Here is a 15,238-nt window from a genome sequence, read left to right on the forward strand (position 1 = left end):
ACATCCACTATTGTTAGAGTCTAATGCCCGGCATAACAAATAATAAAAACCTGCATCTTATTCCATTCGGATATAACGTTTAGCTCACCAATTGCCATTGTCTTTTTTCCATGGCTGGATTACTAATCACTGACAACAGAAGCTCTTTCACTGCCTGCGCCTGTGGCGATAAATTCGATCTGGCGGGTAAATTTAATGACAATGAGAGACTCATTGAAGGTGTGGTAATACGTGACATCCAACCGTTAACAGCGTCACATAACGAACGCGCGGCCGATTCCGGCAATACTGCAACGCCCATACCGCTGGCAATCGCGGCGGTAAGTGTGGCGATAGACTCAATTTCACCGATAACTTTAGCTGTGAGTCGCCGTAGGGAAAAAGCCTCATCGACACGAAGTCTTACTGCACTGTAATCGCCGGGAAGGAAGAGGTTCATTTGCGCTATAGCATTAACATCAACGCTTTGCCCAGGACAATCCTGAGTACCGACAAGAAACAGATCTTCTTTTAACAAGGCCTGGCTGGATACGCCTGACACAGGGGAATGCTCGTAAATCACCGCCATATCAAGCTGACGATTAATAAGTTTATCGTTAAGAACAGCACCACTATTTTCATGTAGATAGATAACCACCTCTGGAAATTCGGCGCGAACCGCCTGTAATAAGGGCATGGTGATAGATGACGCGGCGATCCCAGGCGCAAAGCCAATCGAAACTTGACCCGATAATGTCTGTCCTACGTTATGTACCGCCAGTTGGGCCTGTTCACACTGACGTAAAATTGCCCGCGCATGGGTGTAGAGAATTTTTCCGGCGTCTGTCGGTGTAACGCCTCGTTTTGTGCGAATCAAAAGTTGTTGATTCAGCTCTCCTTCCAGCGTAGCAACCTGCTGACTGAGCGCAGGCTGTGCTATATGCAATACTTCAGCAGCCTGGGTCAGGCTACCAATGTCTACAATTTTTACGAAGTATTTCAGGCGTCTAAAGTTCATGGTGCCTCCGGTTTTTTAAAAGTCAGCCCAAGTGCCGACATTACTACAACCAGATTGCAAGATACTTGCCAGTTTCATTTTTCCGCTGGTACTAAAGCTAATAGCCTGTCAAATAAGAGATTATGATTGTTTTGCCCTTGCTCTTTTTTACAGAACAAATGTCCCATGCCCCATGAAAGGGTGATATGCACCACGATGGAACATGATTAAAAAGATTGAAAGTTCATCGCTTTGTTGAAATTGGCAGCAAACGAACAAAAAAATGCATTTCCCCCTTTGACATCCCCAGGCCTCGCCATTAATATTCGCCCCGTTCTCACGATTCCTCTGTAGTTCAGTCGGTAGAACGGCGGACTGTTAATCCGTATGTCACTGGTTCGAGTCCAGTCAGAGGAGCCAAATTTTGAAAAGCCCGCTTTTAACGCGGGCTTTTTGCTATTCACTCGGCAGTTATTTTAAAACCTCTGCCTTGCGCCAGGATTAATTTGCACAGGCATTCCCGAACGACGTTGCAACGCAGCATTTGCACGGTTTACATCAACTTCTTGCCCGTTGATAAACGCCCGCAAAGAAGGCGTTACCGGCAATGGCACTTTTCTGTCAGACTCATATTCTGCTCGATTGCGCGACAGCGGTTCATGAACTTCCAGCCACTTTGAACCATCCGGTTCCGTTGTGTATTTCACAGGCTGATCAATAATTTGCACACGCGTGCCTACCGGAACATTATCAAACAGATACTTGATATCGTCATTACGCAGACGAATACAGCCCTGACTCACCCGTAGGCCAATACCAAAATTGGCATTAGTACCGTGGATGGCATATAACCTGCCGATATAAATAGCGTACAACCCCATAGGATTATCGGGTCCGGCAGGGACAAACGCGGACAGACTCTCCCCTCGTTTCGCATATTCGCGGCGAGTGTTGGGAGTTGGCGTCCAGGTTGGCGCTTCTTGTTTTCGTTCAACGGCAGTCACCCAGTTACGCGGGGTTTCACGCCCGGCCTGACCGATCCCGATAGGAAAAACTTCTACAGTATTACTGTCTGGCGGATAGTAATAAAGACGCATCTCAGCAACGTTAACGACTATCCCTTTACGTATAGTGTCGGGCAAAATCAGTTGCTGCGGAATGGTGAGTTGCGAGCCAGACTTCGGCAAGAAAACGTCAACGCCTGGATTCGCTTCCAACATATTACTCAGCCCTTGCCCGTACTGCGCAGCAAAAGTTTCAAGCGGCTGGATATTGCGATCGGGAACCGTAACCGTAAGAGACTGCCCCACTAAACGGCTACCCTCTGGAGGTAGTGGATAAGTTACCGCCAGACTATGATGGCTGGCAAAAAGCAGAACAAATGAACAAAGAATATTTACACGACGCATCATATCCCTTTCCTAAGTCGCGAAAGTTATCCAATAAGTATAGCTTTTGTCAGGCTTTCCGTTTTTAGCTGTTCAATCCAGAAGTTGTATTTCCGGGTAGAACAATATTACTGGCAGCAAGTTCGCCCATGCTGCTGTATATCGCACAAGCTGCTTCAACGATGGGCATCGCCAGTGCCGCGCCACTCCCCTCACCTAAGCGCATTTCCATATTGAGATAAGGCTCCATTCCCAAATGCGCCAGCGCAATACGCGCCCCTTTTTCTGCCGATAAGTGAGAAGGAATAAGATAAGGTTTAATAGCGGGTGACATCTGGCAGGCCGCAAGCGCGGCGGCATAAGATAGAAATCCATCCAGCAATACAGGTAAACCACAGGAGGCGGCACCTAACATCACGCCAGCCATTCCGACCAAATCAAACCCACCGACTTTTGCCAGTACATCAACACCATCCAGTGGATTCGGTTGATTCAACGTAATTGCCCGACGGACAACATTCACTTTATTAGCCAGTTTATCTGTTGGCAGGTTTGCACCAATACCCACCACAACTTCAGGATCATGTCCCGTCATAGCGCTAACTATCGCCGCTGCCGGAGTCGTGTTTGCCATCCCCAGTTCGCCCACACCAAACAGCGTTACGCCATTTTTCGCCAGTTCACGCGTATAACGGATGGTTTCCAGAAGCAACTCTTCAGCCTGGCAGCGGCTCATTGCCGGGCCTGAGGCGATGTTGCCACTACCTCGGGCGACACGCATGTTGATAAGTCCGGGGATTGGCTCTGCAGTATCTATCCCCACATCAATCACATGAACTTTAGCACCCGCTTGTGCTACCAGCACACACACGCCTGTTGTTCCGCGTGTCATATTTTCAGCCTGAATGGCTGTCACCGCTTTCGGGGAAATAGCGACCCCCTCATCCCAGACGCCGTGATCGGCACACATGACCAGTACTGCTTTTTTGCCCACATGAGGTGTGCCATTCAGCCCCGGCATTCCCGCCAGTTGTATGGCAAGCGACTCCAGTCTTCCCAGACTACCGACGGGTTTTAGTAACCCGTCAATATACCGTTGTACGCGCGACATAGCGGCAGAATCGATAGCAGGGATTGTATTCAGTAAATCGACGAGTGTTTGCATGTCACTTCTCCTGGGTTATCTGTCTTACAGCAGCGCCAGCAGGAAAACCAGTTCACCAAGTTCAATGGCCGCTCCCAGCGTATCGCCGGTCTGCCCACCCAGAGTACGTTTGAGAAGCTGACCGAGGATGAAAATCACCACCATCGTCACCACCATAGCAGCAACACCGTGCATACCTGGCAATAATACGGCTGCAAAAATAACGGCTAAACCGAGGGTGACACAGGTTTGTCGTCCATCGATTTTACCAATAAACACATTGCCAAGCCCTTCTTCCCTGGCATAACGATGACGATACATTAATAACGCAGCGGCTCCGCGGCTGACCGCACACGCTGCTGCCAGAGATGCAAGGATCGGCTCACCACGTAATGCCAGCTCGCTTAACACCAGAATCTTTGCCAGCACAACAAAAATCAGTGCCAGACCGCCGTGGGTTCCTAAACGACTATCACGCATGATTTCCAACATGCGATCGCGGCTACGAGCAGAAAATACGCCATCACAGGTATCTGCAAGCCCATCCAGGTGGAATCCTCCGGTCATCAGCGCCAGAACCAGCACACTAAACAATGCCGCCAGCGGCACACCACACCATGCCTGCAACACCATGAAGACCAGTCCGCTAATAGCACCAAGTAATAAACCAATTAAAGGAAAAGTAATAATACCGCGAGAATAATGCTCAAAATCCAGCCCCTGGGACCAACGATGCGGTACAGGCAGACGCGTAATAAAAGAGAGCATCGCCCAAAATAATTTACTCATTTGATTTTTACTCCAATACCCGAAACCACCAGCCATACTTCATCTGCCGCAGCGGCCAGTTGCTGATTCACTCGCCCGGCAATATCACGAAAATGTCGCGCCAGGCGATTCTCCGGCACAATCCCCATTCCCACTTCATTGGTGACTACTACGACTTTTGCAGGGCAACATAGACAGGCGGCAATCAACGACTGAATCTCGTCATTAATCGCCAGCTCCAGCGCCATATAGTCCCATTCGTCAGGGTCTTTATCGCCGCCATATTCAAACAACAGATTAGTCACCATTGTCGTAATGCATTCCAGCAACACGGCGTGTTGCGGATTAATGTCCGCATTAATTAACTCATCAAGCTGTTGCCAGCGTTCCACTGTACGCCAGTGCACTGGGCGGCCTTGTCGATGATGCTCAATTCGTGCCGCCATCTCATCGTCAAGGATTTGCGAAGTGGCGATATACAGAACCTGTGGAGAATTCCCAATAAGCGCCTCAGCGTGCCGGCTTTTCCCGCTCCGTGCTCCACCCGTCACTAAAATCATCATACGGACTCCTGATTCAATTGTATGATGGTATTCATTGACCAGAACAATGGATACACCACCGTGCTGACCGTAATAACATTCCCTCGATTAATACTGCGCGTAATAAAAATAAAAATCCAGTATTCTCAATTCATTACGAATGAGGACGGCATTGTGAGATAGTCTGATTTCCCTGTGAAAACGCCCGACAAAATGCGTCATTAGCAACAGATTCTCTCCATCGACACGTCTCATTCAGATAATTGATTAATGCTACTGCTCCACCGGTCGGACCGGCCAACAAACGGGCATTGTGCTCTGCAATTAAGATTACCGTCGCACCATCAGGATGAGAAAAGCTTTCTGGTATGGATGCCCCGTTTTCAGCAATCAATAGCAGCACTGAATAATCGCTATATGCATCTGACAACGATTGTACTGGCCCTCCGTTAAAAGGCAGAAAACCTTGCTGCCAGTCCTCACCAACAAAACAGGTCATTGGCAACATTTCAGCCAGATGTTTAGCCAATTCAATATCGCCAGTGGAGAGGCAAAAAAGTGCTATCGATTCGGGTTTCATCGTTTTCATACCCTCCGTCCTCCGCTTGGTTTCCTGCAATGACGGTCAGGTTGATATACCATAAAAAAAGATTGCTGCGCCTTGAGTGCAGCCCTGATGCCTGTCGGCACTACGATGAATAAACTAAATGATGCCGCCATCCCCTGATCCTTTCAGGGTGGTAGGGGTATAAAGACGCGTCAGTGCTCAAGCAGACGCTTCCGGGCAACCCACTTCCCACCGAAGTTGTTGGTATTGACTGGCAGGCTGGTCTTCTGGCTTAGCGTCATCCTCCCCCACCCTTCCCAATCTCGCGATCAGTGGTATTTTCGGGGTTGTCAGCATTACAGCAGCGGGGGCTGCGAGGGATTTACACCCACTTCCCAGGCACAAATGTGCCAAACCTGTCAGCGTATGTTATGAGCTGATTTCACTTTTCCCATAACACGTAAATAACGTTAATTATTACTGTCGGAATCTATTTAGTCATCCCTCATTTTTTACATTCAATTTATGCTGTTTCCGCTGCTGTATTTTCGCTAATTTGCTGACGATATACCTGCGGTGTTACCTGATACGTCTGACGAAAAACTTTGCAAAAATAACTGGTTTGCGAAAAGCCTAAATTACGCGCAATGCTGGCGATGCTCCAGTCACTATGGCACAGCAACTCGCGGGCGCTGGCCATCCGTTGTTGGTTTACCCACGCATTAAAACCAATCCCATGATATTTCTTGAACAATTTACTGAAGTAATAAGGGCTGAGATAAACATGGGAGGCAACATCTTCCAGGCGCAAATCGTCTGATAAATGCGCATCAATATAGCGTAATGCTTTTTTCATTTTGTTATCGTGGGGATTAGGCGTGCGAGTCTGACGTAGCGGATCCGAATAAGGTTTATTCTCTTTAATAACAACAAAATTGAGTTGTTTTTTGAGGCAGTTTTCCACAATTAACTTCAACAGATCAGCAGAAGCCATAACTCGCGAGTAATCCATCTCCGGGACTTTGCGAAATTCATTAAGTAACTCGGGATCTGCCTGCCAACAATCATCGACATTCAGAATATCGACTAAATCGACATCATCATTACGCAGGCGGACTTGTCCACACAATACAAAGCCGACTAAATGCCCGGCAATCACCAGAGGGATAGAAAAATCGGTTAATCCTGCATGGCAACGATAAATACAAGGTTGATCGGATTTAGAGGCTTCCAGCCCCCCACAACGATCGCTCATGCGGCAGCGTGTGCTAAGCTGAGGATGTCGCCGCATCATCTGACAAAATGAGGTGAAGTTAAACAGCTCGGAAATTTCATCACCGTGGATATTAACCACGACAACCGCAAGGCTGGTCGCCTGCGCAAAATCCTGCGCGATTTTATTAATGAGTTCTGAATTAAGTGTCGCCGCAGAAATCATGATAAAACCTCCCAGTTAATTTATTGTTATAGTAAAACAATTGTTTTACATTTAATCTTCACATCATCCCTAATGATTTACTGACGAGAAGCACAAAGGACAATAACAAAAGCCTCCGTGAGGCGGGAGACTTTTTAATAAGTTCTGAAAGCAGATCACAAACAGTAAAAAAATAAACGTTTATAACCGCTATGTTATTTCACTATTCGATGATGTCTTTAGGCGTAACACTATTGACAGGTAAGTTTTTTGCAATGAGAAAACGATAAATTGCTGCGCCAACACATGCCCCAATGATCGGAGCAATAATGGGGACGATGAAATAAGGAATATTACGCCCACCGGTCATCGCTATTTCCCCCCAACCAGCAAGCCAGGTGAAAATTTTTGGCCCGAAATCACGCGCTGGATTCATGGCAAAACCGGTTAATGGTCCAGTAGATGCACCAATAACAGCAACCAGAATGCCAATAAGTAAAGGAGCAAGAGGTCCTTTTGGTACGCCATTGCCGTCATCGGTTAATGCCATAATCAACCCCATCAACATGGACGTAATGACCACTTCAACCAACGCCGCCTGCCATACATTTAACGCGGCAGCCGGATAAGTGCTAAAGATACTGGCGAGTTGCAAACTTTCAGCGCTACCACGAACTATATTGTGAGTGGATTCAAAATCGGTAAACAAGCTGTTGTATAAAAAATACGCCAGAACGGCTCCACCAAAGGCCCCCGCCAATTGTGCCACACAATATGGCAACACTTTACGGGCAGGAAAAGCAGCAAACAACCACAGAGCAATGGTAACCGCCGGGTTCAGATGGGCGCCAGAAATGCCTGCCGTAAGGTAAACAGCAAGTGAAATACCTAACCCCCAAATGATACAAATTTCCCACAGACCCAGACTTGCCCCGGCAAGTTTTAGGGCGCATAAACAACCAATGCCAAAAAAGAGGAACAGTCCGGTGCCCAAAAACTCGGCAACGCATTGCGCCTTGAGTGAATCATTCATAGTGACACCTTCTTTACGGAGTTTGTTTCTTTATCAGTTAATCGTGCACTGATTGTCGTGTATATCGAGCGCAACTATAAAAATTGCGCCAAGGAAAATATTGCCAACATGCATGACCGGCACGCTGAAAAATCGTGTTGATATAGCAAATTATTGTCATTCAAAAAGTATTCAACTTAGATACAATCGCTATTGAGCTCGCCAACTCTGCCAGATTTCCACAATAAAAAATTGCCATCCTTATATAATAAAACTTAAACAAATATCACAATTCACTTCCGCAAAGCCCAACCCGACAAAGCATTAGTGCAAATTAAATCTACCGACCAATGCAATTAATTCACATTAAAAAAACCATAAAACGACCAGTAAATTAATAACATATAGATAATTAAGGCAATTTTATAATATTTACCCTCTATTAATTTTGCTCATCGGATGATTAAGTCAGCCATTCTTTTTTCTCGCTTTTTTTTATAGTCATATCGTCAAAAAATCCAGGCGAGGTCTTTATGCAACAAGAAGCGTTAGGAATGGTTGAAACCAAAGGCTTAACTGCCGCCATAGAGGCCGCAGATGCCATGGTTAAATCGGCAAATGTATTGCTGGTTGGCTACGAAAAAATAGGTTCCGGGCTGGTGACCGTCATCGTTCGTGGTGATGTCGGGGCGGTAAAAGCGGCAACAGACGCAGGTGCCGCCGCCGCACGTAACGTCGGTGAAGTGAAAGCCGTACACGTAATTCCCCGCCCACATACTGATGTCGAAAAAATCTTACCAAAGGGAATTAACCCATGAGCAGCAATGAACTGGTCGAACAGATCATGGCGCAGGTCATCGCTCGCATAGCGACGCCAGAGCATGAGGTTCTCCCGAAAACCACTCATCAAACACGAGAGACGGCTATGGCAGAAAAAAGCTGCACGTTAACGGAATTTGTTGGCACCGCTATTGGCGACACTGTAGGTCTGGTCATTGCGAATGTTGATAGCGCCCTATTGGACGCGATGAAACTCGAAAAACGCTATCGCTCCATTGGCATTCTGGGCGCGCGTATTGGTGCGGGGCCACACATTATGGCCGCGGATGAAGCAGTAAAAGCCACGAACACTGAAGTTATTAGCATTGAACTTCCTCGCGATACCAAAGGTGGTGCCGGACACGGCTCATTAATCCTCTTAGGTGGCAACGATGTTTCCGACGTGAAACGCGGTATTGAAGTTGCACTGAAAGAACTCGACCGAACCTTTGGCGACGTCTACGCCAATGAAGCCGGACATCTTGAACTGCAATATACCGCTCGCGCCAGCTATGCACTGGAAAAAGCGTTTGGCGCACCACTGGGCCGCGCTTGTGGCGTCATTGTCGGCGCTCCGGCTGCTGTTGGTGTTCTGATGGCCGATACTGCGCTGAAATCCGCCAATGTGGATGTCGTGGCATACAGCTCCCCAGCTCATGGCACCAGCTTCAGTAATGAAGTCATTCTGATTATCTCGGGTGACTCCGGCGCTGTCCGACAGGCGGTCATCTCCGCTCGCGAAATCGGTAAAACCGTGCTTTCGACTCTCGGTGATACACCGAAAAACGATCGCCCTTCCTATATCTGAATTCCATGAGGCAGATTCATGAGATCGAAAAGATTTGAAGCACTGGAAAAACGCCCGGTTAACCAGGATGGTTTCGTTAAAGAGTGGATTGAAGAAGGCTTCATTGCGATGGAAAGCCCGAACGACCCGAAACCATCAATAAAAATTGTTAACGGCATCGTCACCGAGCTGGATGGAAAACCCGCCAGCCAGTTTGACTTGATCGACCACTTTATCGCCCGCTACGGTATCAATCTCGCGCGTGCCGAAGAAGTCATCGCGATGAGCTCGGTCAAACTTGCCAATATGTTGTGCGATCCAAATGTCAAACGTAGCGATATTGTTCCCCTGACCACAGCAATGACGCCCGCCAAAATCGTCGAAGTTGTTTCACAAATGAACGTGGTAGAAATGATGATGGCGATGCAGAAAATGCGCGCCCGTCGCACACCATCGCAACAGGCTCACGTCACCAACGTCAAAGATAACCCGGTGCAAATTGCTGCCGACGCGGCCGAGGGAGCATGGCGCGGGTTTGACGAACAGGAAACCACCGTTGCCGTTGCTCGTTATGCACCTTTCAATGCTATCGCCCTGTTGGTAGGTTCGCAGGTGGGACGCCCTGGCGTCTTAACCCAGTGTTCACTGGAAGAAGCCACTGAACTGAAACTCGGTATGTTAGGCCACACCTGCTACGCCGAAACGATTTCTGTCTACGGTACGGAACCCGTTTTCACCGACGGCGACGATACACCGTGGTCAAAAGGATTTCTCGCATCATCTTATGCTTCTCGCGGCTTAAAAATGCGTTTTACTTCCGGCTCCGGTTCTGAAGTGCAGATGGGCTATGCGGAAGGAAAATCAATGCTTTATCTTGAGGCACGTTGCATTTACATCACCAAAGCCGCGGGTGTTCAGGGTCTGCAAAACGGTTCCGTAAGCTGCATCGGCGTGCCATCGGCTGTGCCGTCAGGCATCCGTGCAGTACTGGCGGAAAACTTAATTTGCTCATCGCTGGATCTGGAATGCGCCTCCAGTAATGACCAGACCTTTACCCACTCAGATATGCGCCGTACCGCACGTTTCCTGATGCAGTTTCTGCCGGGCACCGACTTTATCTCTTCCGGTTTTTCCGCAGTACCGAACTACGACAACATGTTTGCCGGCTCAAACGAAGATGCCGAAGACTTCGATGATTATAACGTCCTTCAACGTGACCTGAAGGTTGATGGCGGCCTGCGACCGGTGCGCGAAGAAGATGTTATCGCCATCCGCAATAAAGCCGCACGCGCTTTACAGGCTGTCTTTGCAGGTATGGGATTACCGCCCATTACCGATGAAGAAGTCGAAGCAGCGACCTATGCCCACGGTTCGAAAGATATGCCAGAGCGCAACATCGTAGAAGACATAAAGTTTGCCCAGGAAATTATCAATAAAAACCGTAACAGTCTGGAAGTGGTGAAAGCCCTGGCGCAAGGCGGTTTTACCGACGTCGCGCAGGACATGCTCAACATGCAAAAAGCGAAACTGACCGGCGATTATCTCCATACCTCAGCCATTATCGTCGATGACGGACAAGTACTCTCTGCGGTCAATGACGTCAATGATTACGCCGGACCGGCTACGGGTTATCGCCTGCAAGGGGAACGCTGGGAAGAGATCAAAAATATTCCCGGTGCACTTGATCCCAACGAAATTGACTAAGGGTGAGAAATGGAAATTAACGAGAAATTACTTCGTCAGATCATCGAAGACGTGCTGGCAGAAATGCAAACCAGCGACAAGTCCGTTTCATTTCGCGCACCTGTCGCCGCAACTGCCACTTCCGCGCCGGATGGCGGAAAATTTTTGACCGAAATTGGTGAAGCCCAACAAGGTGTTCAGCAAGATGAAGTCATTATTGCTGTAGGCCCGGCTTTTGGCCTGGCGCAGACCGTCAATATTATCGGCATTCCGCATAAAAACATTTTGCGCGAAGTGATTGCCGGTATCGAAGAAGAAGGCATTAAAGCCCGAGTGATTCGCTGCTTTAAATCGTCTGATGTCGCATTCGTAGCGGTCGAAGGCGATCGTCTTAGTGGTTCAGGCATTGCTATTGGTATCCAGTCGAAAGGCACCACAGTTATCCACCAGCAAGGGCTTCCTCCCCTGTCTAACCTGGAGCTGTTCCCACAAGCGCCATTGTTGACGCTGGAAACCTATCGCCAGATTGGCAAAAACGCCGCGCGTTATGCGAAGCGTGAGTCTCCACAACCCGTTCCGACCCTCAACGATCAGATGGCGCGACCGAAATACCAGGCCAAATCTGCCATTTTGCATATCAAAGAGACCAGGTACGTGGTCACTGGCAAAAAGCCGCAAGAACTGCGCGTGACGTTTTAACAAAGGAAACCTTCATGAATACCGATGCAATTGAGTCGATGGTCAGGGACGTGTTGAACCGTATGAATAGTCTACAGGATACAACTCCTGTTTCTGCGGCCCCCCACTCATCAACACTGAGCGCCAAAGTGACTGATTACCCGCTGGCAAATAAACACCCAGAATGGGTCAAAACGGCAACCAATAAAACGCTCGACGATTTCACTCTGGAAAATGTACTCAGCGATAAAGTTACCGCCCAGGATATGCGCATAACCCCTGAAACATTGCGTATTCAGGCCGAGATTGCCAGAGATGCTGGTCGTGATCGCCTGGCGGTGAATTTTGAACGTGCTGCCGAACTTACCTCAGTGCCGGATGATCGCATCCTTGAAATCTACAATGCGTTGCGCCCTTATCGTTCGACTAAGCAAGAACTCATTGCCATTGCCGACGATCTTGAACAGCGTTATCAAGCCCAAATTTGCGCTGCATTTGTCCGTGAAGCCGCAGAACTCTATGTCGAGCGTAAAAAACTGAAAGGCGACGATTAAGGACGAACTATGCGCTATATAGCAGGCATTGATATCGGCAATTCATCGACAGAGGTTGCGCTGGCAACGCTCAGTGCGTCTGGAGAATTGTCGTTCGTGAGCAGCGCTCTGGCAGAAACCACCGGAATCAAAGGTACGTTGCGTAACGTACATGGTATTCAGGAGGCGCTCGCACAGGCAACGAAAAAAGTCGGTATCACTGTCAGCGATATTTCGCTTATTCGTATCAACGAAGCAACTCCGGTCATTGGTGATGTAGCGATGGAAACCATTACGGAAACCATCATCACCGAATCAACCATGATCGGCCACAACCCGAAAACGCCAGGCGGAGTAGGTCTGGGAGTGGGACTCACCATCACTCCGCAAGAGTTGTTAACACGCCCGGCGGAAGCACCATACATCCTGGTCGTGTCATCGGCATTTGATTTTGCCGATATCGCGACCATGATAAACGCCTCCGTGCGTGCCGGATATCAACTGACTGGCGTAATTCTGCAACGCGATGATGGCGTGCTGGTCAGTAACCGACTGGAAATCCCTTTACCCATTGTTGATGAAGTCCTCTATATCGAGCGTATTCCACTCGGTATGCTGGCCGCGATTGAAGTTGCCGTTCCCGGGAAAGTTATCGAAACCCTGTCTAACCCGTATGGGATTGCCACTGTTTTTGCCCTCAATGCTGAAGAGACTCAAAACATTGTTCCTGTGGCACGAGCGCTTATCGGCAACCGTTCAGCAGTAGTAGTGAAAACACCGTCTGGTGACGTTAAAGCTCGTTCGATACCCGCCGGAAACATTGAGCTGCTTTCTGCCGGGCGCACAATGCGGGTCGATGTTGCCGCAGGTGCCGACACCATTATGAAAGCGGTCGGTGAGTGCCCAAAACTGGAGAACGTGACGGGCGAACCGGGCACCAACATCGGCGGAATGCTGGAACATGTTCGCCAGACCATGGCGGTGCTGACCAATAAACCCAGCCACGAAATTTTTATTCAGGATTTGCTGGCGATAGATACGTCTGTTCCGGTCAGCGTAACCGGTGGTCTGGCTGGAGAATTTTCACTGGAACAGGCAGTGGGTATCGCCTCAATGGTGAAATCAGACCGCCTGCAAATGGCGATGATCGCCAGTGAAATTAAGCAAAAACTGCATATTGATGTTCAGGTCGGAGGCGCAGAAGCAGAAGCCGCAATTCAGGGAGCATTAACTACCCCGGGGACAACGCGCCCTCTGGCAATTCTGGACTTAGGCGCCGGTTCTACCGATGCCTCCATCATCAATCAGAAAGGGGAAATGATTGCCACTCACCTTGCAGGAGCAGGCGACATGGTGACGATGATTATCGCCCGGGAACTGGGCTTAAATGATCGTTATCTGGCTGAAGAAATCAAAAAGCACCCGTTGGCAAAAGTAGAAAGCCTGTTCCATTTACGCCATGAAGACGGCAGCGTTCAGTTCTTCCCTACTCCGCTATCCCCTCATGTCTTTGCCCGCGTTTGTGTGGTGAAACCCGACGAGCTGGTGCCGCTTCCCGGCGATTTAACACTGGAAAAAGTGCGTGCCGTTCGTCGCAGTGCGAAAGAGCGCGTCTTCGTAACAAACGCTCTGCGTGCGTTACGTCAGGTAAGCCCAGGTGGAAATATTCGCAACATTCCATTCGTCGTGCTGGTGGGCGGCTCTTCGCTGGATTTTGAAGTACCACAGTTAGTCACCGATGCGTTGGCGCATTATCGACTGGTCGCCGGGCGGGGGAATATCCGTGGCAACGAAGGACCGCGCAATGCGGTAGCTACCGGGCTACTCATCGCCTGGCACAAGGAGTCGGCTTATGGAAAGTAAAGGACGAGCCCCCGCCATTGTCGTCATGGTAATCGGTGCTTACACCAACGCATGGGATGAGGTGCTTTTCGGTATTGAAGAAGAGGGGATCCCCTTTAGCATTCAACAAATCCCGTCAGGTGCGGTGATCGATAGCGCCTGGCAGGCCGCTCGTCAGTCCCCCCTGTTGGTTGGCATAGCCTGCGACCGGGAAAAACTGATTGTACATTACAAAAATTTACCGGCATCAGCACCGTTGTTTACGCTGATGTATCAACAAGATAACTATGCCCGGCGTAGCATCGGCAATAACGCCGCCCGCCTGGTCAAAGGCATTCCCTTCAGGGAATACCACCCATAATCCACAGGAGAAATGCTGTATGAATAACGCACTAGGACTGGTTGAAACAAAAGGGTTAGTTGGCGCAATTGAAGCCGCGGATGCCATGGTTAAATCCGCCAACGTGCAACTGGTTGGCTATGAAAAGATTGGTTCGGGTCTGATTACGGTGATGGTCCGCGGCGATGTCGGCGCAGTAAAAGCCGCCGTTGATGCGGGGAGCGCAGCAGCAAGCGCCGTTGGTGAAGTGAAATCCTGCCATGTCATTCCACGACCGCACAGCGATGTTGAGGCCATTTTACCTAAATCTGCATAACCCCATTCGCTAAGGAGCACAGCGTGAAGCAATCACTGGGATTACTTGAAGTCAGTGGTCTGGCACTCGCCATCAGTTGCGCGGACGCTATGGCTAAGGCCGCGTCCATCACGCTGGTTGGCCTTGAGAAGACCAATGGTTCGGGCTGGACGCTCATCAAAATTATCGGTGACGTCGCCTCGATTAATGCAGCGATCGCAACAGGCGTCAGTTTCGCCAGACAGCGAAATGGTCTTGTCGCGCACAAAGTGATTGCCCGACCTGGAGAAGGAATACTGCCCCGCACAACAGAAGCATTGGATGCGACAGTCGAAGCAAGCGAAACTCCTGCAACAACAGTCACCGCAGAAATTATCAGTTGTAATTTGTGTCTTGACCCGGCGTGCCAACGGCAAAAAGGTGAACCCCGTTCACTTTGCCTGCATTCCGATAAGCGAGGGATGTAG

The 15,238-nt window shown here is 49.2% G+C and carries 17 protein-coding genes, 1 tRNA gene and 1 riboswitch; of the genes, 10 read left to right on the forward strand and 8 right to left on the reverse strand.

Going from position 1 to position 15,238, the window contains the following annotated elements:
* Positions 1-79: 79 nt before the first annotated feature.
* Entirely contained in the window at positions 80-997 is a 918-nt protein-coding gene (nac, locus tag C0K55_RS18925; RefSeq protein ID WP_001011486.1) for a nitrogen assimilation transcriptional regulator NAC, read from the reverse strand.
* Between the two features lie 323 nt (positions 998-1,320).
* Between nac and C0K55_RS18930 the strand changes: the two genes are divergently transcribed.
* Positions 1,321-1,396: transfer RNA gene (locus C0K55_RS18930), tRNA-Asn, on the forward strand.
* Between the two features lie 56 nt (positions 1,397-1,452).
* Here the strand turns inward: C0K55_RS18930 and ldtA are convergent.
* From ldtA to pduF, 7 genes are all read right to left on the reverse strand, one after another.
* Positions 1,453-2,388, reverse strand: coding sequence for a L,D-transpeptidase (gene ldtA / locus C0K55_RS18935; RefSeq protein ID WP_123058150.1), 936 nt, complete (start codon positions 2,386-2,388; stop codon positions 1,453-1,455).
* Positions 2,389-2,449: 61 nt separating this feature from the next.
* Positions 2,450-3,529, reverse strand: coding sequence for a nicotinate-nucleotide--dimethylbenzimidazole phosphoribosyltransferase (gene cobT / locus C0K55_RS18940; RefSeq protein WP_105266574.1), 1,080 nt, complete (start codon positions 3,527-3,529; stop codon positions 2,450-2,452).
* A gap of 24 nt (positions 3,530-3,553) precedes the next feature.
* A complete protein-coding gene (gene cobS, locus C0K55_RS18945) occupies positions 3,554-4,297 on the reverse strand; it encodes an adenosylcobinamide-GDP ribazoletransferase (RefSeq protein WP_001516588.1) in 744 nt (247 codons plus the stop codon).
* Positions 4,294-4,839, reverse strand: coding sequence for a bifunctional adenosylcobinamide kinase/adenosylcobinamide-phosphate guanylyltransferase (cobU, locus tag C0K55_RS18950; RefSeq protein WP_000973182.1), 546 nt, complete (start codon positions 4,837-4,839; stop codon positions 4,294-4,296). Before cobU ends, cobS begins: the two co-directional genes overlap by 4 nt.
* A 133-nt stretch (positions 4,840-4,972) precedes the next feature.
* Entirely contained in the window at positions 4,973-5,407 is a 435-nt protein-coding gene (locus C0K55_RS18955) for a hypothetical protein (RefSeq protein WP_001516590.1), read from the reverse strand.
* A gap of 218 nt (positions 5,408-5,625) precedes the next feature.
* A riboswitch (cobalamin riboswitch) is annotated at positions 5,626-5,800 on the reverse strand.
* Between the two features lie 88 nt (positions 5,801-5,888).
* Complete coding sequence (pocR, locus tag C0K55_RS18960; protein ID WP_000622053.1) at positions 5,889-6,803, reverse strand: transcriptional regulator PocR; 915 nt, start codon at positions 6,801-6,803, stop codon at positions 5,889-5,891.
* Between the two features lie 202 nt (positions 6,804-7,005).
* On the reverse strand, positions 7,006-7,815 hold the full coding sequence (gene pduF, locus C0K55_RS18965; RefSeq protein ID WP_001516591.1) for a propanediol diffusion facilitator PduF: 810 nt from the start codon (positions 7,813-7,815) through the stop codon (positions 7,006-7,008).
* Between the two features lie 512 nt (positions 7,816-8,327).
* Here pduF and pduA point away from each other — a divergent pair.
* From pduA to C0K55_RS19010, 9 genes are read left to right on the forward strand one after another with little or no spacing between them, the layout of a single operon-like run.
* Positions 8,328-8,612, forward strand: coding sequence for a propanediol utilization microcompartment protein PduA (gene pduA, locus C0K55_RS18970; RefSeq protein ID WP_001183614.1), 285 nt, complete (start codon positions 8,328-8,330; stop codon positions 8,610-8,612).
* Positions 8,609-9,421, forward strand: a complete 813-nt coding sequence (gene pduB, locus C0K55_RS18975) for a propanediol utilization microcompartment protein PduB (protein ID WP_105266575.1) — start codon at positions 8,609-8,611, stop codon at positions 9,419-9,421. The genes pduA and pduB overlap by 4 nt, the downstream gene beginning before the upstream one ends.
* Before the next feature lie 18 nt (positions 9,422-9,439).
* Complete coding sequence (gene pduC, locus C0K55_RS18980; RefSeq protein WP_001256922.1) at positions 9,440-11,104, forward strand: propanediol dehydratase large subunit PduC; 1,665 nt, start codon at positions 9,440-9,442, stop codon at positions 11,102-11,104.
* A 9-nt stretch (positions 11,105-11,113) separates the two neighbouring features.
* Entirely contained in the window at positions 11,114-11,782 is a 669-nt protein-coding gene (locus C0K55_RS18985; protein ID WP_000405038.1) for a propanediol/glycerol family dehydratase medium subunit, read from the forward strand.
* Between the two features lie 14 nt (positions 11,783-11,796).
* The gene (gene pduE, locus C0K55_RS18990; RefSeq protein WP_001090590.1) at positions 11,797-12,315 is read left to right on the forward strand and encodes a propanediol dehydratase small subunit PduE; all 519 of its coding nucleotides are present in this window, start codon (positions 11,797-11,799) and stop codon (positions 12,313-12,315) included.
* Positions 12,316-12,324: 9 nt separating this feature from the next.
* Complete coding sequence (locus C0K55_RS18995) at positions 12,325-14,157, forward strand: diol dehydratase reactivase subunit alpha (protein WP_061090453.1); 1,833 nt, start codon at positions 12,325-12,327, stop codon at positions 14,155-14,157.
* Positions 14,147-14,497, forward strand: a complete 351-nt coding sequence (locus C0K55_RS19000; RefSeq protein WP_061090452.1) for a glycerol dehydratase reactivase beta/small subunit family protein — start codon at positions 14,147-14,149, stop codon at positions 14,495-14,497. The genes C0K55_RS18995 and C0K55_RS19000 overlap by 11 nt, the downstream gene beginning before the upstream one ends.
* A 19-nt stretch (positions 14,498-14,516) precedes the next feature.
* Positions 14,517-14,792 (forward strand): propanediol utilization microcompartment protein PduJ, encoded by a 276-nt coding sequence (pduJ, locus tag C0K55_RS19005; RefSeq protein ID WP_001057752.1) that lies wholly within the window; start codon positions 14,517-14,519, stop codon positions 14,790-14,792.
* 23 nt (positions 14,793-14,815) lie between these two features.
* Complete coding sequence (locus tag C0K55_RS19010; RefSeq protein ID WP_105266576.1) at positions 14,816-15,238, forward strand: BMC domain-containing protein; 423 nt, start codon at positions 14,816-14,818, stop codon at positions 15,236-15,238.

Origin of the sequence: Escherichia sp. MOD1-EC6098 (assembly GCF_002965865.1) — a bacterium.
Lineage (GTDB): Bacteria > Pseudomonadota > Gammaproteobacteria > Enterobacterales > Enterobacteriaceae > Escherichia > Escherichia marmotae.